The 24896-nt window shown below is 72.7% G+C and carries 16 protein-coding genes; 11 read left to right on the forward strand and 5 right to left on the reverse strand.

Annotated features, from left to right (window positions below):
- Positions 1-38: 38 nt before the first annotated feature.
- Positions 39-1514, reverse strand: a complete 1476-nt coding sequence (locus M2302_RS09070; RefSeq protein ID WP_280837465.1) for a hypothetical protein — start codon at positions 1512-1514, stop codon at positions 39-41.
- A gap of 343 nt (positions 1515-1857) precedes the next feature.
- Here M2302_RS09070 and M2302_RS09075 point away from each other — a divergent pair, with 343 nt between their 5' ends.
- Together M2302_RS09075 and M2302_RS09080 are read left to right on the forward strand one after the other, a co-directional pair.
- On the forward strand, positions 1858-3048 hold the full coding sequence (locus M2302_RS09075) for a glycosyltransferase (RefSeq protein WP_280837466.1): 1191 nt from the start codon (positions 1858-1860) through the stop codon (positions 3046-3048).
- A 61-nt stretch (positions 3049-3109) separates the two neighbouring features.
- A complete protein-coding gene (locus M2302_RS09080) occupies positions 3110-4399 on the forward strand; it encodes a hypothetical protein (protein ID WP_280837467.1) in 1290 nt (429 codons plus the stop codon).
- Between the two features lie 60 nt (positions 4400-4459).
- Here M2302_RS09080 and M2302_RS09085 read toward each other — a convergent pair whose 3' ends face one another.
- Positions 4460-5770, reverse strand: a complete 1311-nt coding sequence (locus tag M2302_RS09085) for a hypothetical protein (protein WP_280837468.1) — start codon at positions 5768-5770, stop codon at positions 4460-4462.
- A 150-nt stretch (positions 5771-5920) separates the two neighbouring features.
- Here M2302_RS09085 and M2302_RS09090 point away from each other — a divergent pair, with 150 nt between their 5' ends.
- Positions 5921-9037, forward strand: coding sequence for a M14 family metallopeptidase (locus M2302_RS09090; protein ID WP_280837469.1), 3117 nt, complete (start codon positions 5921-5923; stop codon positions 9035-9037).
- Between the two features lie 88 nt (positions 9038-9125).
- On the forward strand, positions 9126-10055 hold the full coding sequence (locus M2302_RS09095; protein ID WP_280837470.1) for an NAD(+)/NADH kinase: 930 nt from the start codon (positions 9126-9128) through the stop codon (positions 10053-10055).
- A gap of 15 nt (positions 10056-10070) precedes the next feature.
- On the opposite strand, the gene pgm is transcribed toward M2302_RS09095, so the two are convergent.
- Positions 10071-11714 carry a phosphoglucomutase (alpha-D-glucose-1,6-bisphosphate-dependent) gene (gene pgm, locus M2302_RS09100; RefSeq protein WP_280837471.1) on the reverse strand — a complete coding sequence of 548 codons (1644 nt, stop codon included), beginning with the start codon at positions 11712-11714 and terminating at the stop codon, positions 10071-10073.
- A 69-nt stretch (positions 11715-11783) separates the two neighbouring features.
- Positions 11784-13016 carry a glucose-1-phosphate adenylyltransferase gene (gene glgC, locus M2302_RS09105; protein WP_280837472.1) on the reverse strand — a complete coding sequence of 411 codons (1233 nt, stop codon included), beginning with the start codon at positions 13014-13016 and terminating at the stop codon, positions 11784-11786.
- 72 nt (positions 13017-13088) lie between these two features.
- On the opposite strand from glgC, the gene glgA reads away from it, so the two are divergent.
- The 4 genes from glgA to M2302_RS09125 all read left to right on the forward strand — a co-directional run bounded on the left by glgA (position 13089) and on the right by M2302_RS09125 (position 20484).
- Entirely contained in the window at positions 13089-14297 is a 1209-nt protein-coding gene (gene glgA, locus M2302_RS09110; RefSeq protein ID WP_280837473.1) for a glycogen synthase, read from the forward strand.
- Positions 14298-14335: 38 nt separating this feature from the next.
- A complete protein-coding gene (locus tag M2302_RS09115) occupies positions 14336-16429 on the forward strand; it encodes an alpha-1,4-glucan--maltose-1-phosphate maltosyltransferase (RefSeq protein WP_280837474.1) in 2094 nt (697 codons plus the stop codon).
- On the forward strand, positions 16417-18519 hold the full coding sequence (glgB, locus tag M2302_RS09120; RefSeq protein WP_280837475.1) for a 1,4-alpha-glucan branching protein GlgB: 2103 nt from the start codon (positions 16417-16419) through the stop codon (positions 18517-18519). The genes M2302_RS09115 and glgB overlap by 13 nt, the downstream gene beginning before the upstream one ends.
- A gap of 627 nt (positions 18520-19146) precedes the next feature.
- Positions 19147-20484, forward strand: coding sequence for a hypothetical protein (locus M2302_RS09125; RefSeq protein WP_280837476.1), 1338 nt, complete (start codon positions 19147-19149; stop codon positions 20482-20484).
- A 36-nt stretch (positions 20485-20520) separates the two neighbouring features.
- Here M2302_RS09125 and M2302_RS09130 read toward each other — a convergent pair whose 3' ends face one another.
- A complete protein-coding gene (locus M2302_RS09130; RefSeq protein ID WP_210775143.1) occupies positions 20521-21564 on the reverse strand; it encodes a phosphatase domain-containing protein in 1044 nt (347 codons plus the stop codon).
- A 124-nt stretch (positions 21565-21688) separates the two neighbouring features.
- Between M2302_RS09130 and M2302_RS09135 the strand changes: the two genes are divergently transcribed.
- The 3 genes from M2302_RS09135 (at position 21689) to M2302_RS09145 (ending at position 24862) form a co-directional block, all read left to right on the forward strand.
- Positions 21689-23299: a hypothetical protein gene (locus M2302_RS09135; RefSeq protein ID WP_280837477.1), complete on the forward strand. Its 1611-nt coding sequence runs from the start codon at positions 21689-21691 to the stop codon at positions 23297-23299.
- 21 nt (positions 23300-23320) lie between these two features.
- The gene (gene yaaA / locus M2302_RS09140; RefSeq protein ID WP_280837478.1) at positions 23321-24115 is read left to right on the forward strand and encodes a peroxide stress protein YaaA; all 795 of its coding nucleotides are present in this window, start codon (positions 23321-23323) and stop codon (positions 24113-24115) included.
- 99 nt (positions 24116-24214) lie between these two features.
- Complete coding sequence (locus tag M2302_RS09145; protein ID WP_280837479.1) at positions 24215-24862, forward strand: hypothetical protein; 648 nt, start codon at positions 24215-24217, stop codon at positions 24860-24862.
- The last annotated feature ends 34 nt before the right edge of the window (positions 24863-24896 follow it).

The following is a 24896-nucleotide window of genomic DNA, read 5'->3' on the forward strand; positions in this document are numbered from 1 at the left end:
TGATGCAGACAACGAGTGAGTTACGCCCCAAGGTGCGATTAACGGCGCAATTCGGACATCAAGGGCGCGCCGGTATGACCACCCGGAAGGCCCGCCGGCGGGCGGTGCCACCACGCGACGAGGACGACCAGCACGAGGAGCACCAGCAGCCGGCAGCCCGTCCTGCTCACGTAGGTCGAGGTGCCCACCCACATCAGATCGACCATGCCGACGACGACGAGGATGCCGGCCGTGTAGGCCAGCAGCTGCCGTGGCGTGGTGACGGGCCGCGACGCCACCCGGTCCACCGCCCGATCGATCCAGCGCAGCGCCAGTCCGGTGACCGGGACCATCAGCAGCAGACCGACCAGGCCGAAGTTGATCAGCCACTCCCCCGGGGAGAGCGCCGCGTGGGTATGGCCGGTGCCCACCATTTCCGGGGAGAGGATGGGCACCAGGGCGGCGCCGAGGCCGTCCGGCTTCCCGGGCCACACCGCACGCGGCACCAAGGTCACCGCCGCCGCCCAGAAGGTCTCCCCCCACGCCCTGGCCAGCGCGCCCATCGCGTCCAGGTCCAGCAGCCTGGTGAAGTCGCGGAACGGCGTCACGACCGACCCCAGACCGTCGGCATCCCGTTCGTCGGCGCCGGTGGCCGCTCTGATCTGGCCGAGCAGGAAAACGGTGGGCGCCGCCACGGCGACCAACCAGAGCTTCACGTGCCGGCGGCCACGGCCCCGGTTCGCCAGGATCACCGCCAGGGCGAAGCCGAGGGAACCGAGGACGATCCGTCCGAAGTCATTGAAGAGATAGGCGTAGTAGAGCGCGAAGCCCGCCATCGGCACCAGGCCGTAGATCAGGCGGCGCCGACGGCGCCGGCCCGGCAGCAGGCCGAGGCCCAGCAGGACGACACCCACGAACCCGGTCGAGTCGATGAGCAGGTGGTGGTACCGGCTGGGGAACACCAGGGTGAGCACCACGCCGAGGACCAGCAGGGTGAGCCCCCACCGCAGCGCCCACCGGCTCAGCTCGGGGTCCGCGCGCACCGGCTCGCTCTCCGGACGCCGACGTATCCGGCTCCAGAAGAGCAGCCAGGTCGATACATGGAGGAAGTAGCACAGCGACAGGGCCTGCAGGATCGGCACCTGGGACGCGCCAGCTCCGGCCTTGATCTCGGTGTACAGCGCGGCGAAGCCGACGAAGAGGGCAAAGCTGAAGTTGTACACGCCGACTGCGGTGATTCGCGCCCCACCGTCGCAGTAGAAGACCCAGAGCCCGAAGAGCAGAGCCAGGGCACCGAGCAGCAGCGTCGTCGAGTGTCGCGGATCGGCGGTGATGCCGAGGGATTCGACGCCCAGCGCCGCGATCCCGGCCGCCAGCCAGCCGAGGCCGACCGGAAGATCCCAGCTGAACGCGCCCTTGGCGGCCGCCACTGTCGCGGGTTGCACCGGGCCCGGCGCGCGGGCGGCCGAGCGCTGACCCGACCACCCGGTCGGTGGGCCCCACCGGTTGACCTGCTGGCGCTCCTGCACTGACATCCCGTTCCCCCGGTGGCGTCCACGTGCGGGGTCGACAGGCGCACCCCGCAGGTGGAAGCGAGGCATCGGGCCCGGGGCGGCGACGACCGTCCGGGTTGCAGGGTCGAAGTCCCCGTACCATCTGAAACCGACACCAGGGCCAACGCTACGCCGACAACTTGGTTACGCTCCGCCACCAACGCCGTCACCGGAGCCGCGGCAAGGTCGTTTGTCCGGGCATGCCACTCAGCCACCCGACCAGCCTCACCGGTTGCCACCGATCGGCGTGGTCGTGAGCGAAGGACAGGACGGGGCAGTTCGACGGGCGACCGGCCGAGCGGAGTCCGCTCCCCTGTCGGTGCTCATGACGTACAACTTCTTCGAGCCCGGGTTCCGCGCCGGCGGACCCATCCGCTCGATCGCCCGGCTGGTCGACTCCTGCTCCGAGCAGGTCTTCGTCACGCTGGTGACCGGCGACCGGGACCTCGGCGAGCCCACGCCCTACCCCGGCCTCTCCGGCGCCTGGATCGACCGGGGGCGGGCGCGCGTGTTCTACCTCGACCCCCGGCGTCCCCGCCACTGGTGGACGCTCTGGCGCACGGTACGGGCACGCCGCTTCGACCTCCTGTACGTCAACAGCCTCTGGTCCACCTACTCTCTGGTCCCCATCCTCGCGGCCCGGCTCGGACTGCTCCGGGTTCCCCGGGTGATGATCGCCCCCCGGGGGGAGTTCTCCCCGGCGGCGCTGGCCCTCGGCGCGCGGCGCAAGCGGATCTTCCTGCGGTGGTGGATCCACGTGCTGCGCAGAGGTCGCGTGGAGTGGCACGCGGGCAGCCAGTTGGAGGCCGACGCGATCCACCGGGTGCTGCCATGGGCGGACGTGACGGTCCGCGCGAACCAGGCCGGGCTGCCCGCGGAGCCCATCCCCCCGGGCGCCTCGGGCGGCGAGGCACGGCTGGTCTTCGTGGGGCGGATCAGCCCGATGAAGAACGTGGACCTGCTCCTGACCGCTCTCGCCCTGACCAGCACACCGATCCGCCTCGACCTCTTCGGCCCGGCCGAGGACCCGGTCTACTGGAGCCGCTGCCAGCAGCTCATCGACGCACTGCCGCCGACGGTCCGGTGCACGTACCACGGCCCGCTCGCGCCGGACCTGGTGCGCGGGACGTTCGCCGGCTACGACGCCTTCGCGATGCCCACCAGGGGGGAGAACTTCGGGCACGTCATCGCCGAGAGCCTCTCCGCGTCCTGCCCGGTCGTCTGCTCGGACCGCACCCCCTGGAGCGGGGTCCTCCACGACGGCGGCGGGGTGGTGCTGAGCGACCTCACCGCCCCGGCCCTCGCCGCCGAGCTGGAACGGATCGCCCGACTCAGTCCCGAGCAGCGACTGCGGGCGCGGCGGGCCGCCGGGGAGGCGTACCGGCGCTGGGCCGCCGACCGCGACGACTCGAACATCCTCGACCAGGTCCGCGGCCGGCTCCAGGGCGCAGGCGATCCGCTGCGACCGTCCAGGAAGCCGGCACGTGCACATGCGCCCGCGGCACCCCGCAACTGACACCTCGGCAACACCTCCGCGACCGGCCACCGACGACGAGAACGGGGCACCCTCCCCCCGCGTGGACGGCGCCGCGAAGGGCTCGGGTGTGCGGGGACAGACGATCCTCGCGGCGCTGGCGAGCCTGCTGAGCGGTGTGCTGAACGCCGGCATCCTGGCGATCTGCTCGCGTGGCGGCCAGACCGACGAACTGGCCGCGTACGCCGTCATGACCGCCGCCCTGACCTGGGTGTCGGTCCTGGCGACCGGCGGGACGGCCATGCTCTACGCCTCCGGTGACGAACGGGAGTGCGCGGCGATCCGCAGCCAACGGGTGCTGGTGGTGTCCCCGCTGCTGATCGTGAGCGCGGTGGCCGTCTCGCTGTTCTACATCGACCGCGGCTACGGCACGGCCGCCCTGGCCGCGGCAGCGTTGGGCACCATCGGCAACAACTTCACCCAGCTGCAGTTCAGCGACCTGTACCGACAGTTCCGCTTCGTCGCGGCATCGGTGGTGATGGTCGGCAGCCGGCTCGTCGGCGTGGCGATGGTGCTGGTCGGGGTTCCGCTGACGGTCGCGCTGGCCGGTGCCACCGCCCTGCAGCTGGTCACCGCCGAGGCGCTGGTGTGTCGGGATGCGGCGATGCGACGCGGGCGGTGGCGTGGCTTCAGCCTCCGGTCGGCGGCGGCGGCTTTCCGGATGAACGGCCACCTGCTGTCGTGCAGCCTGGCGGAGGTGTTCACCGGACGGTCGGGTGGAATCGTGCTGTCCATGGTGGCGAGTCCACACGTGGTCGGCAGCTACGCCGCGGTGAACGGGGTGTACCAGGCGCTGGCTGCGGTGGTCTACCAGGGCCTACGCGTGCCGATGGCGGTCCGGGTGCGTCGCCGGCACGGGCTGGGCGCGCACGGTTCGGTGCGCGAGAGCGAGGTGATGGTCGTCGTCGTCGCAGCCCTCACCGGGGCGGCCGGCTGGATGCTCGCCCCTTGGCTGAGCACTGCGGTGCTGGGCCTCACCGTGCCGGCGACGGACACGGCGCTGGGGCTCTTCCTGCTCGCCCTGCCGTTCCTCACGGTCAACCGGGCGATCGGTCTCGCCCGCCTCGGTGACGGCGACTACCCCGCGGGCGCTCGACTGGCACTGCTGACCGCCGGCCTGGCCGGCCTCGCTCTGCTGGTCCAGGCACCCCGGATCGGTCCGGTCGGGGCCGCGGTCGCCACGCTCGCCGGCGAGGCGCTGACGACAGTTGTCGTCGGGGGTTTCCTCGGCTACCTGGCGCTCCGGTCGCGCAGGCGTCGACGGTTGCCGGAGCCGAGCCGGTCGGCAGCGCGTCCGGCGGAGCGGGCTTCCGGTGTGACCTCACGCTCGTAGTTCCCCGCACACCTGACGCCGCCTGGCCACGGGCCCTTCCTCCCGTCGGCTCGGGCGACGTCAGGACACGAACAACGAGTGCTTGCCCGCCCGGGTCTTGGCCTGCTGGTCGACCTGGGCGAAGGTGATCGACCGGGGATCGAGATCGGGGTGGTCGCGGCCGAGCTCCTGAACGAAGAACGCGGCGACGTCGTCGAGGTCGAGCGGGCGGTCCGCCTCGACGTGGATCCGCAGGGCGTCCGGCCGTTCCTGTCGGAACTGCACCCCGACGATGCCCGGGTAGGACTTGAGAATGTGCACGGGCAGGATCGCGGACAGGTCGAGGATGCCCTGCGCCGAACCGACCTGGACGAAGTCCTGACGCCGGCCGAGGATCGCGTGGAAGGCGAGAGCGTTGCCGTCCCGGATGTCACTCGCCTCCACTCGGTCGCCGATGGCGTAGTTGACCAGGGGAAAGAGCCGGTGGGTCAGGGTCGTCACGTGCAATTCGCCGTCGTCGTGCGCCAGGCAGACGTAACTGTCCCAGAGTACCCGGACGTTGCGGGTGCGCTGATGGGACATCGCCAGCACGCCGGTTTCCGCGGAGCCGTACTCGATCACGGCGGGGGCGCGGAACACGCGCTCGATCAGGGCGATGTCCGCGTCGCTCGCGGTCTCCGCGCAGAGGATCACGGCCCGGAGGCGGTTCTTGTCTTCTAGCTCGAGCCCGTTGCGCTCGACGTAGCGGGCCAGCCTGAACACCGCCGACGTGTAGCCCGCCAGGGAGACCGGGTCCCGCCGACGGAAGGCCAGGTAATGCCGGCGCAGGGACGGTTCGCTGAGGTCGTAGGCGTTGAGCCGGGTGATCCGCATGCCCCCGTCGGCGAGGCGACGCTTCAGGTGGGCGACCCGCCCCCGCCAACCGCTGCCGAACAGGTGGGAGTGTCCCCACAGGAGCACATTCGGATCCATGGGGGCGACGCCCGACCAGTGCCGCCCGAGGTACGCATTGACCCAGCCCTCGTCCAGTTCACCCGGCCCACGCGGGTAGCGGGTGGGCTGCCCGGTGCTGCCGCCGGTGGTGTAGGAGTCGGTGATCCGGCCGTCCTGGAAGATCTCCGCACTGCGGGCGATCAGCGTTTCCTTCTCCAAGGGCGGGAAGTAGCGCAGGTCGCTCGGGCGGTCGATCCGCGCCGGGAGGTCGTGCTCGCGCTGCCAGGACTGGTAGAAGGGCACCTCCGCGAGGCAGTAGGCCCAGACGTCATTGAAGCGGCGCACCTGGAGGTCCTCGATCTCCTCCCGGGACGGCCAGGCGTCGTACTGGGCGATCTTGCGGTCCAGGCGCCGATGACGGTCGGCGAGGACAGTGCCCCGCAGCAGCGACGAGAGCATCAGGTGGCCCCCCTTCCAAGTGACGATGAACCCAACGATGTGCTGACCGGCGCGTTACGCATTGATCGCGCAGCGCTCCATCTACGCATTGACATCAGTCGCGAACTCCCACCAGGCTTGCGCACACAAGTCCTTCCACCAGGAGGCGCGATGAGGCGCACACGGTTAGCGATCGCAAGCGTGTTCACTCTGGTCGGCGCTCTGGCGCTGACCGCACCGGCGAGCGCGCGGCCACCGTCCGATCCGGGCGGCCGCGACAGCTTGGAGGTGTACGTCGGCACGCTGGACCCGCAACAGCTGGAGAAGCTGCGCGCGTCCGGTGTCGACCTCGGCCACGACCACCGCGGCACCGACGCGAATGGAACCACCCGGGTCGAGACGGTGCTCAGCAAGCGGGAGGCGGCCCGCCTCGCCGACCAGGGCGTACGGCTGGACGTCAAGAAGGTCCGGGGCAAGGACGCCTCCCAGGCGCTGCGCGAGCAGGCGGCGGCCGGCTGGGACGCGTTCCGGTCGTACAGCGAGCCGGGCGGCATCCGCGACGAGCTCACCGCGACCGTGGCGCGCTTCCCGAAGCTGGCGAAGCTGGAGACCATCGGCCGGAGCGTCCAGGGCAAGCCGATCCTGGCGGTGAAGGTCACGAAGAACGCGCGGACCGTGCCGGACGGGCGACGCCCGGCGGTGCTCTACGGCAGCGCCCAGCACGCCCGCGAGTGGATCACCCCGGAGATGACCCGCCGCCTGCTGCACCACGTGCTGGACAGCTACGGCACCGACCCGGAGATCACCCGGTTGGTGGACCGCACCGAGCTGTGGTTCCTGCCGGTGGCCAACCCGGACGGCTACGACCACACCTTCACCCCGGGCAACCGGTTGTGGCGCAAGAACCTGCGCGACAACGACGGCAACGGCCAGGTCACCACCGCCGACGGCGTCGACCTCAACCGCAACTTCAGCTACAAGTGGGGGTACGACGACGAGGGCTCCTCGCCGGAGCCGAACAGCGACACCTACCGCGGCCCGGCCCCCAACTCCGAGCCGGAGACGAAGGCGCTCGACACGCTCTTCAAGCGGGTGGGCTTCGAGTTCTTCGTCAACTACCACTCGGCGGCCCAGCTGCTGCTCTACGGCGTCGGCTGGCAGGTCAGCACCCCGACGCCGGACGATGTCATCTACCAGGCGATGGTCGGCGACGACGCGCACCCGGCGGTGCCCGGCTACGACCCGGACATCTCCGCCGAGCTGTACACCACCAACGGGGACACCGACAGCCACGCCACGGTCCGCTACGGCACGCTCGGCTTCACCCCGGAGATGTCCACCTGCCAGTCAGCGGCCGCCTCCGACCCGGACGACCAGTGGCGGCCGGAGGACTGCATCAGCGGGTTCATCTTCCCCGACGACGAGAAGCTGATCTCCGCCGAGGTGGCGAAGAACCTGCCGTTCGCGCTGTCGGTGGCGAAGTCCGCGGCCGACCCGGACGACCCGGTGTCGGTGGTCGGCCGCAGCACCCCCGACTTCGTGGTCGACTCCTTCGACACCTCCTACGGACGCACCCAGCAGGTCGCGTCGATCACCCGGCGGGCGATGAAGGACGTCCGGATGCACTACGTGGTCAACGGCGGCCGTCCGAAGACGGTCAAGGTCCGCGAGTGGCGCGGCGGCGAGCGGTACGGCGACACCCACGACGACTACTACGCCGAGCTGCGCGGCACGGTCACCGGCACCAAGCCGGGTGACCGGGTCGAGGTGTGGTTCACCGGGGTCAAGCCGCGCCAGGGCCCGGTGGCCAGCGAGCACTTCACCTACCGGGTGCACACCGACATCGGCGGTGACGTGCTGGTGCTGGCGGTGGAGGACGTGACCGGGCTCAGCCCGGTGCAGACCGGCGGCGGAGGCGCCAAGTACGCCGACGAGGTGGCCGAGTCGCTAACCAAGGCGGGCCGCAGCAGCGACGTGTACGACTTCGACGCGATGGGCCGTAAAGCCCCGCACCCGCTGGGTGTGCTCTCGCACTACCGGGCGGTGGTCTGGGAGACCGGCGACGACATCATCCTGCGCTCGCCCGGCCAGGTCGGCGGCACCGCCGCCCGGGCGGCGCTCGACACCGAGCTGGCCGTCCGCGACTACCTCAACGAGGGCGGCAAGCTCCTGGTCAGCGGCAAGTACGCGCTCTTCGCCCAGGCCGCCAACGGCAGCTACGTCTACCAGCCCGATCCGGCAGCGCCGGAGTGCGCCGACCCGGACGACCCCGCCTGCCTGCCGCTGTTGAACGACTTCCAGCAGTACTACCTGGGGGCCTACAACTACGTCAGCGACGGCGGCAGCGACCCGGACGGCACGCCGTACCCGCTGCGCGGCGCGGGCGGGGCCTTCGCCGGCTTCCAGGGGCAGCTCAACGCGGCCGGCTCGGCGGGGAACCAGGACCACACGGCCTCGTTCCTCACCACGTCGAGCTTCCTGGCCCCGGACGAGTTCCCGCAGTTCGCCAGTTCGGCGGCGGTGGACTGGGCCCGGCCGGGCAGCGCGCCGTTCGACCCCCGCACCGGCGACTGGTACCTGTACAGCGGGCGGTCCGACGAGTCGTACAAGCGGCTCACCCGGACCGTCGACCTCACCTCGGCGACCAGCGGGCAGCTGCGCTTCTTCGCCTCGTACGACATCGAGCAGAACTGGGACTTCCTGATCGTCGAGGCGCACGAGGTGGGCAGCGACGACTGGACGACGCTGCCCGACGCCAACGGCCGCACCGGCACCGAGACCGGCGACAGCTGCGAGTCGGGCTGGGCGGAGACCCTGCATCCGTTCCTCGCCCACTACCAGGGCGCCGACTGCTCTCCGACGGGCAGCACCGGTAGCTGGAACGCGGCCACCGGCAGCTCCGGCGGCTGGCGGGAGTTCGCCGTCGACCTGTCGGCGTACGCCGGCAAGCAGGTCGAGATCTCCATCTCGTACGTCTCCGACTGGGGCACCCAGGGCCTGGGTGTGTTCCTGGACGACGCGCGGGTGATCACCGACGGCGAGGTCGTCTCGGAGACCTCCTTCGAGACGCCGGACCTGGGTGGGTGGACGGTGGCCGGGCCGCCGCCCGGCTCCGCGCCGGGCGGCAACGACTGGGCCCGTAGCCAGCAGGCGTTCACCGAGGGCGCGGCGGTGGTCACCGACGACACCGTGTACCTCGGCTTCGGCCTGGAAGGGCTGGCCCCGGCGATCCGGGACGACCTGGTCGCCCGGTCGCTGGCCCACCTGAGCGGCCGGCCGCGCCGCTGACGGACGCGGGTGCGGCGGCGGGCTCCCACCGCCGCCGCACCTGTCCGTACGGCTGCCGGACCGTCCGCCCGTGTGATGAGCTGTACCGGTGGCGGGGTACGTGTTCGGTCTGGTGCTGCATCCCACCCGGGACGCCTCCGAGGTCGTGGAGATCGTCGAACGGTGGGCGACCCGGCACGGCAAGAGCCTCGCCGTCCGCGCCGAGGACCGGCACCGGGTGCCACCGTCGGTGGAGCCGGTGCCGGCGGCGGAGCTGGCCCACCGGTCGGACGCTTTGATCAGCATCGGTGGGGACGGCACCATGCTCGGTGCGCTGCGCTCGGCCGTGCGGGACCCGAAGCCGGTGCTCGGGGTGCACCTGGGCAAGCTCGGCTTCCTCGTCGAGGTCGAGCCGCCGGATCTGCCCCGGGCGCTGGACCGGCTGGTCGCCCACGACTTCACCGTCGAGTCGCGCGCCTGCCTGGCCTGCGACGTGTGCGGGGACGACGTGGTGGCGTTCAACGACATCGCCCTCGTCCGCCATCCGGGTTCCGGCTTCGTCACCGCCACCCTCGCCGTCGACGGGCAGCGGTACGGCTACTACCGCTGCGACGCGCTGGTGATCAGCACGCCGACCGGCTCGACGGCGTACAGCTACGCGGCGGGCGGGCCGCTGATCTCGCCGGCGACGCAGGCGCTGGTGCTGACGCCGTCGGCGCCGATGAGCGGCATCTCCCGGTCGATCGTGCTCTCCCCCGACGAGACCATCCGGTTGGAGCTGCTGCCCGAGTCGGCGCCGGTGGCCGTGGAGATGGACGGCGTGATCATCCGGGACGCCTCGACCGAGGGTGCGGTGCACGTGCGGTACCAGCAGAACGCCGGGCTGGTGGTGCGCCTCGACCCCCGCCGCTTCCAGGAGCGCAAACAGCTCAAGCTCAGCCTGCTGGACCTGCCGCTGCTGCCGGAGCAGCTGCGCGAGCTGCTGCCGGACGGGATGCGCGAGCACCTGAACCGCCGCGAGCTGCCCCCGCCGCGCTGACCGCGTGCCCCGCGCTCAGGCCTTGGCCAGCACCCCGTCGACGAGCGCCTTCGCCTCCTCCTGGATGCGGGCCAGGTGCTCCGGCCCCCGGAACGACTCGGCGTAGATCTTGTAGACGTCCTCGGTGCCCGACGGGCGGGCGGCGAACCAGCCGGACTCGGTGGTCACCTTCAGCCCGCCGATTGCCGCGCCGTTGCCGGGGGCGGTGGTGAGCGTCGCGGTGATCGGCTCGCCGGCCAGCTCGGTGGCGCCCACCTGCTCCGGGGAGAGCTTGCCGAGCACGGCCTTCTGCTCGCGGGTGGCCGGGGCGTCGATCCGGGCGTACGCGGGGGCGCCGAAGCGCCCGGTCAGCTCGGCGTAGTGCTGGCTGGGGGTCCGGCCGGTGGTGGCGATGATCTCCGAGGCGAGCAGGCAGAGCAGGATGCCGTCCTTGTCGGTGGTCCAGGTGCTCCCGTCGCGGCGCAGGAAGGACGCGCCGGCGCTCTCCTCGCCGCCGAAGCCGACCGCGCCGTCGAGCAGCCCGGGCACGAACCACTTGAAGCCCACCGGGACCTCCAGCAGCGGACGACCCAGGTCGGCCGCGATCCGGTCGATCATGGAGGAGGAGACCAACGTCTTGCCGACCGCCGCCGCCGGGCCCCACTGCTCCCGGGTACGGAACAGGTGCCCGATCGCCACCGCCAGGTAGTGGTTGGGGTTCATCAGGCCGCCGTCGGGGGTGACGATGCCGTGCCGGTCCGCGTCGGCGTCGTTGCCGGTGGAGACCTGGTAGTCGGCGCGGGCGGCGATCAGCGAGGCCATCGCGTTGGGCGAGGAGCAGTCCATCCGGATCTTGCCGTCGCCGTCCAGGGTCATGAACCGCCAGGTCGGGTCGACCGTCGGGTTGATCACGGTCAGGTCCAGCCGGTGCCGCTCGGCGATCTCCCCCCAGTAGGCGACGCTGGCCCCGCCGAGCGGGTCGGCGCCGATGCGCACCCCGGCGTCGCGGATCGCGTCGATGTCGATCGCGGCGGGCAGGTCGTCGACGTAGCCGGCGAGGAAGTCGTACCCGGCGGTGGTGTCGGCGGCGCGGGCCCGCGCGTACGGGATCCGCCGGACCTCCTTGAGGCCGGCGGCCAGGATGGCGTTGGCCCGGTCCTGGATCCACTTCGTGACGTCGCTGTCGGCGGGCCCGCCGTGGGTGGGGTTGTACTTGAACCCGCCGTCATCGGGCGGGTTGTGCGACGGGGTGATGACGATGCCGTCGGCGAGGCCGCTGGTGCGCCCCCGGTTGTGGGTGAGCACGGCGTGCGAGAGCGCCGGGGTGGGGGTGTAGCCGTCGCGGCTGTCCCGCAGCACGGTGACGCCGTTGGCGGCGAGCACCTCCAGGGCGTCCGCCTCGGCGGGGGCGGAGAGCGCGTGGGTGTCCCGGGCGAGGAAGAGCGGGCCGTCCAGGCCCTGCTCCCGGCGGTAGTCGCAGAGCGCCTGGGTGACCGCGAGGATGTGGTCGGAGTTGAAGGCGTTGCGCAGCGACGACCCGCGGTGCCCGGACGTGCCGAAGGAGACCTGCTGCGCCGGGTCGTCGGGGTCCGGGTGCTCGGCGTAGTAGGCGGTCACCAGCCGCGGCACGTCCACCAGGTCGGCGGGCTCGGCGGGCTGTCCGGCGCGGGGATGTGCCACTGCTGCAACCTCCAAGGGCGGTACTCCGACGCTCATTGCTTCCCGGCCACGGCCGGGGTCACACCTGGTTCACGGCTCCACGCGCTGGCCCTTGCCGATCACCACGATGCCGTTGTCGGAGACGGTGTAGCGCTGCCGGTCCTTCTCCAGGTCGACGCCGATCTCCGCGCCCTCGGGGACGAAGACGTTCTTGTCCAGGATGGCCCGGCGGACCACGGCGTGCCGGCCGATCTCGACGCCCTCCATCAGCACCGCGCCGTCCACGTGCGCCCAGGAGTGGACCTTGACCTTCGGCGACACGATCGAGTTCTCCACCAGCGAGCCGGAGACCACCGCGCCGGGCGAGACCATCGAGCCGACCGCCCGGCCGACCCGCTCGCCCCACTGGTGGACGAACTTCGCCGGCGGGTACGGCGGCTGGTTGCTGTAGATCGGCCAGTCGAAGTTGTAGAGGTTGAACACCGGGTGCACGTTGATCAGGTCCATGTGGGCGTCGTAGAAGGAGTCCAGCGTCCCGACGTCCCGCCAGTAGCCGCGGTCCCGGTCGGTGCTGCCCGGCACCTCGTTGTCCTTGAAGTCGTAGACGTTGGCCTCGCCCCGCTCCACCAGCATCGGGATGATGCTGCCGCCCATGTCGTGCTTGCTGGTCTTGTCCTCCGCGTCCCGCTCGACCGCCTCGCAGAGGGCGCCGGTGCTGAACACGTAGTTGCCCATCGAGGCGTAGATCTGGTCCGGCGCGTCGGGGAGGCCGACCGCGTCGGTGGGCTTCTCGCGGAACGCCCGGATCCGCCGGCCGTCCTCGCCGACCTCGATCACCCCGAACTGGTCGGCCATCGACAGCGGCTGCCGGATGCCGGCCACGGTCACGCCGGCGCCGGAGGCGATGTGGTCGTCGACCATCTGCCGGGGGTCCATCCGGTAGATGTGGTCGGCCCCGAAGACGATCACGTAGTCGGGCTGCTCGTCGTTGATCAGGTTGAAGCTCTGGTAGATCGCGTCGGCGGACCCGGCGAACCACCACGGGCCGCGGCGCTGCTGCGCCGGCACCGGGGTGACGTAGTTGCCGAGCATCGTCGACATCCGCCAGGTCTGGGTGATGTGCCGGTCCAGCGAGTGGGACTTGTACTGGGTCAGCACGACGATCTTGAGAAAGCCGGCGTTCGCCAGGTTGGACAGGACGAAGTCGACCATGCGGTACATCCCGCCGAACGGGACGGCCGGCTTGGCCCGGTCCGCGGTGAGCGGCATGAGGCGCTTGCCTTCTCCGCCGGCCAGGACGATCGCGAGCACCTTGGCAGCCATGCACCGACGCTATCCATCCCGCTGCGACTTCACCACTCGTACGGGCACAGTTCTGCACTAGGGTGCGGGGGCATGACGGAATCGGCACGGCTGCGCGTGGATCTGCTGACCCGGGAGTACCCGCCCGAGGTGTACGGCGGCGCCGGCGTGCACGTCGAGTACCTGGCCCGCGAGCTGCGCCGACTCGCCGACGTACGGGTGCACTGCTTCGGCGCGCCGCGCATCGAGCCGGGCGTCACCGCGTACGCCGAACCGGCCGGCCTGGCCGGCGCGAACGCCGCGCTGCGCACCATGGGCGTCGACCTGGCGATGGCCGCGGGCTGCGCCGGCACCGACGTGGTGCACAGCCACACCTGGTACGCCAACCTGGCCGGGCACACCGCGAAGCTGCTGCACGGCGTGCCGCACGTGGTGACCGCGCACAGCCTGGAGCCGCTGCGGCCGTGGAAGGCCGAACAGCTCGGCGGCGGGTACGCGCTCTCGTCCTGGTGCGAGCGTACGGCGGTGGAGGCGGCCGACGCGATCATCGCGGTCAGCGCGGGCATGCGCCGCGACGTCCTCACCGCCTACCCGGAGGTGAACCCGGACCGGGTCCGCGTGGTCCACAACGGCATCGACACCGCCCAGTACGCCCCGGACACCGGCACCGATGTCGTGGACCGGCTCGGCATCGACCCGTCCCGCCCCAGCGTGGTCTACGTCGGCCGGATCACCCGGCAGAAGGGACTGCCCTACCTGCTGCGCGCGGCCCGGGAGCTGCCCGCCGACACCCAGCTGGTGCTGCTCGCCGGCGCACCCGACACCCCGGAGATCGCCGCCGAGGTCGAGGGCCTGGTCGGCGAGCTGCGGGCCAACCGTTCCGGGGTGGTCTGGGTGGCCGAGATGCTGCCCAAGCACGAGGTGATCCAGGTGCTCACGCACGCGACGATCTTCGTCTGCCCGTCCGTCTACGAGCCGATGGGCATCGTCAACCTGGAGGCGATGGCCTGCGAGACGGCCGTGGTGGCGACCGCCACCGGCGGCATCCCCGAGGTGGTCGCCGACGGCGAGACCGGGCTGCTGGTGCCGATCGAACAGGCCGGCGACGGCTCCGGCCGGCCGCTGGAGCCGGAGCGGTTCGTGGCCGACCTGGCCGCCCGGATCAACGAGGTGCTGGCCGACCCGGCGCGCGCCGCCGAGCTCGGCCGGGCCGGGCGCCGGCGGGCGGTGGCGCACTTCTCCTGGGACGCCGTCGCGGCCCGCACCATGGAGGTGTACCGGTCGGTGGGCGCCGCAGGCTGACCCGAGCGCGAAGCGATCTCGGGCAGTAGGTTGGCGGGGTGAGCGGACGGTTCCCGATCGAAGACGTCTCCCCCGTCGTCGCCTGCGGTCGCTATCCGGCCAAGGCGGTGGTCGGCGAGGTGGTGCCCGTGTCGGCCCGCGCCTACCGGGAAGGGCACGACGCGCTCGGCTGCAACGTGGTCTGGCTCGGCCCGGACGGCGCGGCGCGGCCCTTCACCCGGATGCGCCCCGGCGAGCCGGGCCAGGACACCTGGCACGCCACCATCCGGCCCGACGCGGTCGGCGACTGGGTCTTCACCGTCGAGGCGTTCGGAGACCCCTACCTCACCTGGCAGAACGCGGTGACCAAGAAGATCGCCGCCGGGCAGGGGCCGGCGGACCTGGCCAACGACCTCGCCGAGGGCGCCCGCGTGCTGACGGCGGCGGCCGAACTGGTGCCCGCCGCCGACGTCGTGCGGGTGAAGGCCGCCGTGGCCGCGCTGCGCGACACCGAGCTGGACCTGCCCCGCCGGGTCGCCCCGGCGCTGGAGCTGGCCGACCTGCTCTGGGAAAACCCGGTGCGCGAGCTGGTCACCACTGGCGAGGAGCACCGGCTCTGGGTGGACCGCCCCCGCGCGCTCTACTCCGCCTGGTACGAGTTCTTCCCCCGCTCCGAGGGCGCGATCCCGGCCACCGTCGACTCCCCGGCCCGCTCGGGCACCTTCGCCACCGCGATGGAACGGCTGCCGGGCGTCGCGGCGATGGGCTTCGACGTGCTCTACCTGCCGCCGATCCACCCGATCGGCCGGGTCAACCGCAAGGGCCCCAACAACTCGCTCACCGCGGGGCCGGACGACGTGGGCTCGCCGTGGGCGATCGGCGCCGCCGAGGGCGGCCACGACGCCATCCACCCCGACCTGGGTACGCCGGAGGACTTCCGCGACTTCGTCGCGGCCGCCGCCGAGCAGGGCCTGGAGGTGGCGATGGACCTGGCGTTGCAGTGCGCGCCGGACCACCCCTGGGTGACCGAGCACCCGGAGTGGTTCACCACCCGGGCCGACGGCAGCATCGCGTACGCGGAGAACCCGCCGAAGAAGTACCAGGACATCTACCCGCTGAACTTCGACAACGACCCGGAGGGGATCCGGGCCGAGGTGCTGCGGGTGGTGCTGCACTGGGTCGGCGAGGGCATCCGGATCTTCCGGGTGGACAACCCGCACACCAAGCCGTTCGACTTCTGGCACTGGCTGATCGCCGAGGTCAAGAAGGTCGACCCGGACGTGCTCTTCCTCGCCGAGGCGTTCACCCGGCCGGCCATCATGCACGGGTTGGGCAAGATCGGGTTCACCCAGTCGTACACGTACTTCACCTGGCGTACGTCGGCGGCGGAGATGCGGGCGTACTGCGAGGAGCTGGTCGCCGCGGCCGACTACATGCGGCCGAACTTCTGGCCCAACACCCCGGACATCCTGCACTCCTCGTTGCAGCACGGCGGCCCGCCGATGTTCAAGATCCGGGCGGTGCTGGCCGCGCTGCTCTCCCCCTCCTGGGGCGTGTACGCCGGGTTCGAGCTCTTCGAGCACGTCGCCCGCCCCGGCGCCGAGGAGTACCTGGACAACGAGAAGTACGAGCTGCGCCCCCGGGACTGGGCCGGCGCGCAGGCGCAGGGCCGCTCGCTGGCGCCGTTCATCGCCACCCTCAACCGGGTACGCCGGGACAACCCCGCCCTGCACCAGCTGCGCAACCTGCGTTTCCACGACATCGACAACCCGGCGCTGCTCTGCTGGTCCAAACACGACCCGGACAGCGGCAACACCGTCATCGTGATCTGCTCGTTCGACTCCCGCGGCGTGCAGTGGGGCAACACCACCCTCGACATGCCCGCCCTCGGCCTCGACTGGCACGAGCGGTTCACCGTCCACGACGAGCTGACCGGCGCCCGCTACGAGTGGGGGCAGCGCAACGCCGTCCGCCTCGACCCGTATCTTCAGCCCGCCCACGTGTTGACGGTGCGCCGTCCGGCCGCCGCGGCCGCGGCGGAGCCCACCGGGCACGCCCCGGCCGACCTCACCGTCGCCGACGTGCCGACCGACCTTTCGGGCGGCACCGCCCCGACCGCTCCCGCCCCGGAGGACGCGCGATGGACCAGCTGATCGCCGGCGAGACCCACGACCCGCACGCCCTGCTCGGCGCGCATCCCGCCGACGGGTGGACCACGATCCGCGCGATGCGCCGGGGCGCCGGCGACGTGATGCTGCTGGTCGGCGAGGAGCGGCACCCGATGAAGCGGGTGCACGACGTCGGCGTCTTCGAGACCCGGGTCGAGGGCGCCGTGCTCGACTACCGGATCGAGGCCGACGGGCAGGTCACCGACGACCCGTACCGCTACCCGCCGACGATTGGCGAGCTGGACCTGCACCTGATCGGCGAGGGGCGCCACGAGCGGCTCTGGGAGGCGCTCGGCGCGCGGGTCTTCGACGAGGGCGTGGCGTTCTCGGTGTGGGCGCCGAACGCCCGGGGCGTGCGGGTGGTCGGTGACTTCACCGGCTGGGGCCCGGACGACGGCTGGCCGATGCGCTCGCTCGGCTCCAGCGGCGTCTGGGAGCTCTTCGTGCCCGAGGCGCGGATCGGCGCCCGGTACAAGTACCGGGTCCTCGGCGCCGACGGGCGGTGGCGGGACAAGGCCGACCCGCTGGCCGCGTACGCGGAGGTGCCGCCGGCAACGGCCTCGGTGGTGCACCACTCGACGTACGAGTGGTCGGACGCCGTCTGGCTGGAGCGGCGGGCGCGGCGGCAGCCGCACCAGGAGCCGATGAGCGTGTACGAGGTGCACCTCGGCTCCTGGCGGCCCGGCCTGGGTTACCGGGAACTGGCCGAGCAGCTCACCACGTACGTCACCGAGATGGGCTTCACCCACGTGGAGTTCCTGCCGGTGATGGAGCACCCGTTCGGCGGGTCCTGGGGCTACCAGGTCACCGGCTACTTCGCGCCGACCTCCCGCTTCGGCGACCCGGACGACTTCCGCCACCTGGTCGACCGGCTGCACGGCGCCGGCATCGGCGTGATCCTGGACTGGGTGCCGGCGCACTTCCCCAAGGACGAGTGGGCGCTGGCGCGCTTCGACGGCACCCCGCTGTACGAGCACCGCGACCCGCGGCGCGGCGAGCACCCGGACTGGGGCACGTACGTCTTCGACTTCGGCCGCCGCGAGGTGCGCAACTTCCTGGTCGCCAACGCGCTCTACTGGTGTGAGGAGTTCCACGTCGACGGCCTGCGGGTGGACGCCGTCGCCTCGATGCTCTACCTGGACTACTCCCGCCAGGAGGGGCAGTGGGCCCCGAACGTGCACGGCGGCCGGGAGAACCTGGAGGCGATCGCGTTGCTCCAGGAGGTCAACGCGACCGTCTACAAGCACCATGCCGGGGTGGTGATGGTCGCCGAGGAGTCCACCGCCTGGCCCGGGGTGACCCGGCCGACCGCCGACGGCGGGCTCGGGTTCGGGTTCAAGTGGAACATGGGCTGGATGCACGACACCCTGCTCTACACCTCCAAGGACCCGATCTACCGCCAGCACCACCACCATCAGCTCACCTTCTCCCTGGCGTACGCCTGGAGCGAGAACTACGTGCTGCCGATCAGCCACGACGAGGTGGTGCACGGCAAGGGTTCGCTCGCCGCCAAGATGCCCGGCGACACCTGGCAGCGGCTGGCCAACGTGCGGGCGCTGCTGGCGTACATGTGGGCGCACCCGGGCAAGCAACTGCTCTTCATGGGCTGCGAGCTGGCCGACGACCGGGAGTGGAGCGAGGAGCGCGGCCTCGACTGGTACCTGACCCACGACCCGACCCGGGCCGGCGTGCAACGCCTCGTGGGGGACCTCAACACGGTCTACCGGGCGACGCCGGCGCTCTGGGCGCAGGACACCGACCCGGCCGGCTTCCGGTGGATCGCCGGGGACGACGTCGCCCACAACACCGTCTCGTTCGTCCGGATCGCCCCCGACGGCGCCACGCTGGTCTGCGTGGCGAACTTCTCCGCGCTGCCGCTGGAGGACTACCGGATCGGGCTGCCGGCCGGCGGCACCTGGACCGAGGTGATCAACACCGACGCCCACCACTACGGCGGCTCCGGGGTCGGCAACCTCGGCGCGGTACACGCGCAGGACGTGCCGTGGCACGGGATGCCGGCGTCGGTCGCGCTGCGGGTCCCGCCGCTGGGCGTGCTCTGGCTCCGCCGCAACTGACCGGGCTGTTTCGGGTTCGGCTGACCGTGTCCCGCCCGCGTCCCGAGAATCGGTGCGGGTCTTCGGACACGTCGCCCTCCTCGCCGGACAGTCGCCGGGCCGGTCGGTCAGCTCGCGGGCCGGTTTGTCAGGTCGCCGCCGGGGAGACATGTTCGTGGTGAGCGATATACCTGTGAGTCATAAATATGCCTCAGAGTCATATCGGTCACCCCAACACCTACCAGCCATGCACTACCGTTGGTAACCAGAGACGCCCCAATTTTCACCCTCCGTCGAACTTTGCGTCGTCGCCGTGCCGCGACGTGAACCGTCTCCGCAGTCGCCGCCGTATCCCGGATCGGATGCCGGACACCGTGACGACGAGGCGGAGGAGCTTCGATGGCGTGGAGCAGGGGCACGACGAGCAGACGAAGGATGACGGGTTCGTCCCGTCAGCGGAAGATCGCCGGCGGGGTCGCGCTCGCGGTAACGGCCGGCGCGGCGTTCGCGGTCGCGACCGGGACCGGTCAGGCGGCGGAGAACTGTCAGGGCCTGGACACGGCCCTGCGCAACAACCTGACCTTCATCGCCGGACAGCGGCAGAATCCGGACGCCAACTCGCCGGCCCGGATCGCCAACCGACAGGCCGTGGTCGACCTGATCCAGCAGCGCCGCGCCGCCGCCGGCTGTGACGGCGACGTGGACGTCGCCGGGGCCGCCTGCCCGATGGTCCCGTGGGAGGTGGCCATGGCCACCCGCCTGGACCAGGCGTGGGCGATCACCGAGCAACTGACCGGGAAGCGGACCGGCCAGCTCGCCGACCCGCAGGCGACCCAGGCCCGGGTGCAGCGGCTCGACGGAATCTTGAGCGGCGTCCGCGACATCGTGCAGGGTGCGCAGCAGGCTCAGGCCGGGAAGGCCGCTCCCGGCGGCGATGCGGAAGCCGGCGCCGACGCGGAAGCCGGCGCCGACGCGGAAGCCGGCGGGGACGCGGCTCCCGGCGGCGACGCGGAAGCCGGCGGCGACGCGGCTCCCGGCGGCGACGCGGCTCCCGGCGCAGGCGCGGCGGCCGACGGCGGCGCGGCGCGGGCGGCCGGGATCATCGACGCTGTGGGTGCGCTGCTCGGGCAGATCGCCGACATCATCGAGGCCGCCGGGGCTGGCCAGCAGGCCGGCGCCGGAGAGCAGGGGGCCGGCGGGCAGCAGGCCGGCGAGGAACAGGGCGCAGGGCAGCAGGCGGCCGGCGGACAGCAGGCCGCAGGTGAGCAGGGGGCCGGCGGGCAGGTCGCGGGCGCCGAGCAGGCCGCCGGCCAGCAGGCGGGGAACGCCGGCGGCCAGAAGGCCGGAAATGCAGGCGGCCAGAAGGCCGGGAACGCTGGCGGCCAGAAGGCGGCGAATGCCGGCGGGCAAGTCGCCAACCGGATCCAGCAGATCCGCGTCCGGATCCAACAACTGCGGGCGATCGTGCAGCAGGTGCGGGAAGCCCGGCAGGCGGCGCGCGACCAGGCCGCCGCCGAGGACCAGGCGCAGAACGAGGCCGGTGCACAGAACCAGAACGAAGCCGGGAACCAGAACGAGGCCGACAACCAGGCCGACGCACAGAACCAGGCCGGAGCCGAGAACCAGGCTGGCGCCCACGACCAGAGCGGCGCAGAAGACCAGGCCGGAGCCAACGACCAGGCCGGGGCACAGGACCAGGCCGGAGCCAACGACCAGGCCGGGGCACACGACCAAGCCGGAGCCGAAGACCAGGCCGGAGCGCAGGACCAGGCCGGAGCCGAGGACCAGGGTGCGGGCGGTGCCGGTTCGGTCTACATGGTGGCCGATCCGAGTGCGCCGGGCTGCGCCGACGCAGCCGGGGAGAAGTCCGGCGGGTCCGCCGCCGACGGCGGGACGGCCGACACCGGCACGGGCACGGGTGCGGGTGCGGGTGCGGGTGCCGACGGTCGCAGGGCCGGCACGGTCAGCGGGTCACGCACCGACTAGGACCGACGCGGTGGGCGCGGCCTGGTCGGGCGTACGTCAGACCAGGCCCGCGTCCCGCATCAGCTGCCAGAGCCCGGCGCCGTCCGGCGCGGAGAGCCACTTCTGCCCCACCGGCCCCGAGGAGGAGGACTGGCCGGCCGGGGCGGGCAGGCTACCGGCCAGCACCGACTGGGTCGGCGAGAGGCGGCGGATCGCCACTCCGGCGACGTTGTCCGGGTGGGCGGCGGCGAACTCGCGATAGATCTCCTGGTCGTGCTGCCCGTCGTCGCCGATCAGCAGCCAGCGCACCTCGGGGAACTCCCGGGCCAGCCGGGCCAGGGTGGCCCGCTTGTGCTCCCGGCCGCTGCGGAACCACCGGTCGGCGGTCGGCCCCCAGTCGGTCAGCAGCAGCGGACCGGCCGGGTAGAGGTGCCGGGAGAGGAACCGGGTCAGCGTCGGCGCGACGTTCCACGCGCCGGTGGAGAGGTAGAAGACCGGCGCACCCGGGTGGGCGGTGGCCAGCCGCTCGTAGAGCACCGCCATGCCGGGCACCGCGGCCCGGGCGTGCTCGTCCAGCACGAAGGTGTTCCAGGCGGCGAGCAGCGGTCGGGGCAGCGCGGTCACCATGACCGTGTCGTCGATGTCGGAGAGGATCCCGAACCGGACCTCCGGGTCGAGGATCCGCACCAACGCCTCGGCCGGCTCGGCGTCGGCGACGCTGAGGCGTACCGAGGACCAGCCGGGGGTGAAGTCGCCCTCGACGAGGGTGTCGACGAAGCCGCTGCGGTCGGCCTGCGCCTCGTGGGTGACCCCACCCGCCTCGATGGTCACCTTGACGTGCTTGGCCGGCAGGGTGGTGAAGCTGCGCCAGCCGCGTACCTTGTCCAGCCGGCCCCGCTGCCGGGTGTCCGGGCGGCCGAGCAGCACCCGGCAGAGCACCCGCGCCCAGCCCGGCGCGCCGTAGCCGGCGTACGCGACGATGTTGGCCTGCCAGCCGGTGCGGCGCAGGCGACGCTCCACCAGCTGGTGCACGGCGTCCTCGAGCCGCGCGGCTCGGTGCAGGTTCGGTACGGCCAGCTGGCCTGCGGGAGTGGGTGGCACGCTGCAACCCTGCCACACCTGGGCGGAAGCGGCCACGCGAGAGATGCCCGGCTCCCGGGATCCGCCCCGGGCGTCTGGTACGGCGTGAAACACTCCGGTCGGGACGACGACGGGGGCGTTGGTCGTGTCGACATCGCAGGACCACGCGGAGCGGCCGCGGCTCGACCGGCCGGCGCTCGTCGCGCTGCTGCTCGGGGCGGTCGGGGTGGGTTACCGGCTGGTGCTGACCCTGCTGACCGTGCCCCCGTCGAACAGCGACGAGGCCACCTTCGGGCTCGCTGCCCTGCACATCGCCGCCGGCCGGGAGCGCCCGGTGTTCCTCTACGGGCAGCACTACATGGGCATGGTGGAGGCGTACCTGGCGGCGCCGCTGGTGGCGCTGTTCGGGCCGAGCTGGCCGGTGTTGCGGCTGCCGCTGCTGGCGCTGTACGCGCTCTTCCTGTGGTTGTCGTACCGGCTGACCCGTCGGCTCTACTCGCCCTGGTTCGCCACCTTCGTGGTGGGTCTGCTGGCGCTCGGCACGGAACGGGTGGTGCGCGACCAGTTGACCGTGGTGGGCGGCCGGCCCGAGGTGAAACCGGCGGTGCTGGCGATGCTGCTGATCGCGGTGGCGCTGGCCCAGGACCGGGTGCGGCGCCGGTGGGCCGCGATCGGCCTGGCCGGGCTGCTGGCCGGGCTGGCGCTCTGGTCGGACTGGCTGATCGTGCCGTACCTGGCGGTGGCCGGGCTGCTGCTGCTCTACGCCGCCCGCCGGGACCTGCTCGGCTGGCCGGGGCTGCTGCTGGTGGCCGGTTTCGTCGTCGGGGTGGCGCCGATGATCTGGGACAACCTGGTCGCGCCGCCCGGGTCGGACTCGCTGTCGGTGCTCCGTGAGATCAACTCCACCGGCGGCCCGCCGCCGCCGTGGTCGCTCCGGGTGCGCGGCGGCCTGCTGGAGGGGGTGCCGCTGGCCACCGGGCTCTGCCCGATCACCGGCTGCGCCCGCTGGCAGGAGTGGTTCGGCCTGCTCTACCCGATGCTGCTGACGGTCGCGGCGCTGCTCGCGCTGGTCGCGTACCGCCGGACCGCCGGCCTGCCCACGGCCCGGCGGGTCCGGCCGGTCGCGCAGCTCACCCTGGTCGCCGGCGCGGCGCTGACCCTACTCGCGTACGTCCGCAGTCCGCTCACCGTGACCGACCCGCTGGGCAACGCCCGCTACCTGTCGGTGCTCCAGCTCTCCCTGCCCGCGGTGCTCTGGCCGCTCTGGGCGGCGGCGGTGGCCTGCTGGCGGGGCACGGTCGGTGCGGCGGGCCGGCTGGCCGGGGCGACCGCGACCGCCGTGCTCGCCGGGCTGACCGCCACCGCCGTGGTGGCCACCGGGCTCTTCCTGACCGGGACGGAGGCGGCCCAGGACGAGGAGCGGCAGGCGCGGGAGCTGGCCGACGCGATGCGCCGGACCGGGCTGCGCGAGGTGTACGGCGACTACTGGACCTGCAACCGGCTGACCTTCGCCACCGGCGAGCGGGTGGTCTGCGCGGTGCTCGACGGCGCGCTCACCCCCGGGCAGAACCGCTACCGACCGTACTGGGCGCAGGTCGGCCGGGCGGAGCGACCCGGGTACGTGGTGGAGGTCGGCTCCGCGGCGGAGCGGCGGCTACGCCGCCTGCTCGGCGAGCAGGCCGGCGCCGCCGCCCTGGTGGAGGTGGCCGGATATCGCGTGTACCACCCGCCGACCGCCGTGCGGCCGTGGCGCTGAGCCGGCCCGTACGCTGGCGGCGTGCTCATCCTGCTGCCGCCCTCCGAGGGGAAGGCCGACGCCGGCACGGGCCGGCGGCTCGACCTGACCCGGCTCTCCCTGCCCGAGCTGACCCCCGCCCGCCAGGAGGTGCTGACCGCGCTGATCGCGCTCAGCGGCGGCGACGAGGCGGCGGCGCTGGCCGCCCTCGGGCTCAGCGCCGGACAGCGGGGCGAGCTGGCCCGCAACGCGCGGCTGGACCGGGCGGCGACCGCACCGGCGGGGCAGGTCTACACCGGGGTGCTCTACGAGGCGCTCGACCTGGCCTCGCTGCCGGCCCCGGCACAGCGGGCGGCGCGCCGGACCGTGCTGATCAGCTCCGGCCTCTGGGGCGCGGTACGCCTCACCGACCGGATCCCGCCGTACCGCTGCCCGATCGGGGCGAAACTGCCGGGGGTGGGGGCGCTGTCGGCGTACTGGCGTCGGGCGTTGGCCCCGGCGATGGCGGCGGCGGCCGGCGACGGGCCGGTGCTGGACCTGCGCTCCGGGGCGTACGCCGCGACCTGGGCGCCGCGCGGCGAGCAGGCCGGCCGCACGGTGACGGTGCGGGTGCTGCACGAGCGGGACACTTCGGCCGGGCCGACCCGCAGCGTGGTCAGCCACTTCAACAAGGCCACCAAGGGCCGGCTGGTCCGCGACCTGCTGGTGGCCGGCGCCCGGCCGCGCACCGCCGCCGGGCTGGTCACCGCGCTGCGTGACCTCAAGTACACGGTCGAGGAGCAACCGACGCCGCCCGGACGCCCCCGGCAGCTCGACGTGGTGGTCACCGAGCTCTGACGAGCCGCAAGATTTCCTCAAGGCTGGGCCGGATCGGTGGAACCCGGCCCGCGTGCGGGTGACGGTATGGGGACCCCGACGCCGACAAGGAGCGGTCCGATGGCCCCGCAACCCACCCTGCTCGACCGGCCCCCCGTTCCGCCGCCCCCGCCGCCGATGGACTGGCTCACCCTGGGCGACGCCTTCGAGGTGGCCTGCCTGGTCCGCTGCACACCCCCACCCGCCGCCGAGCGCGGCCCGATCGAGCCGTACCGGCCGGTGGAGTTCAACCGGGAGGACGCCGCGCTGCGGATGCGGCAACTGCTCAACCGCCTGGCCGTGCCGGTGGAGCACGAGGTGGTCAGCGGTGGCCTGCGCCGCCGCTACGAGCTGCACCGGCTGCACGTGCCCCGGGAACACCGGGCGGCGTACGCGGAGCTGCGTGAGTCGGGCTGGCGGCGGGGCCGCCGGGAGCTGCTGGGCGGGCCGGCCCCCGGCGCGTCGACGGCCCGGGCCGCCTGGCGGTCCCGGCTGGCCGCGGCGGCCTGGCGGTCGGCGCTGCTGGCCGGCGGCCGGCACGTGCGCCGGCACATCCTGGGGGTCCGGCTGACCGACCGGGAGCTGGCCGCCGTGCTGGTCCGTAGCGCCGCCCTGCTGGACGTGCCGGCCCTGCTCCGGCCGGGTGCCGGCTGCTTCGTGGTCAGCGTCGCCGACGGCCCGGACCGGCTCAGGATCATGGACCGCGCGGCGCTCGCCCCGGCCCGCTGACCCGGTACGCCGACCGGGCGGGCTTGCGCCCGGG

This window comes from Micromonospora sp. A200 (genome assembly GCF_029893845.1).
GTDB classification, from domain to species: Bacteria; Actinomycetota; Actinomycetes; order Mycobacteriales; family Micromonosporaceae; genus Micromonospora; species Micromonospora purpureochromogenes.

What these genes read in the sequence shown, in the direction of transcription:
- M2302_RS09070 (WP_280837465.1), bottom strand. Translation starts at nt 1,514, where the DNA reads ATGTCAGTGCAGGAGCGCCAGCAGGTCAACCGGTGGGGCCCACCGACC.
- M2302_RS09075 (WP_280837466.1), top strand. Translation starts at nt 1,858, where the DNA reads ATGACGTACAACTTCTTCGAGCCCGGGTTCCGCGCCGGCGGACCCATC.
- glgA (WP_280837473.1), top strand. Translation starts at nt 13,089, where the DNA reads ATGACGGAATCGGCACGGCTGCGCGTGGATCTGCTGACCCGGGAGTAC.
- glgB (WP_280837475.1), top strand. Translation starts at nt 16,417, where the DNA reads ATGGACCAGCTGATCGCCGGCGAGACCCACGACCCGCACGCCCTGCTC.
- M2302_RS09085 (WP_280837468.1), bottom strand. Translation starts at nt 5,770, where the DNA reads ATGCTCTCGTCGCTGCTGCGGGGCACTGTCCTCGCCGACCGTCATCGG.
- M2302_RS09145 (WP_280837479.1), top strand. Translation starts at nt 24,215, where the DNA reads ATGGCCCCGCAACCCACCCTGCTCGACCGGCCCCCCGTTCCGCCGCCC.
- glgC (WP_280837472.1), bottom strand. Translation starts at nt 13,016, where the DNA reads ATGGCTGCCAAGGTGCTCGCGATCGTCCTGGCCGGCGGAGAAGGCAAG.
- M2302_RS09090 (WP_280837469.1), top strand. Translation starts at nt 5,921, where the DNA reads ATGAGGCGCACACGGTTAGCGATCGCAAGCGTGTTCACTCTGGTCGGC.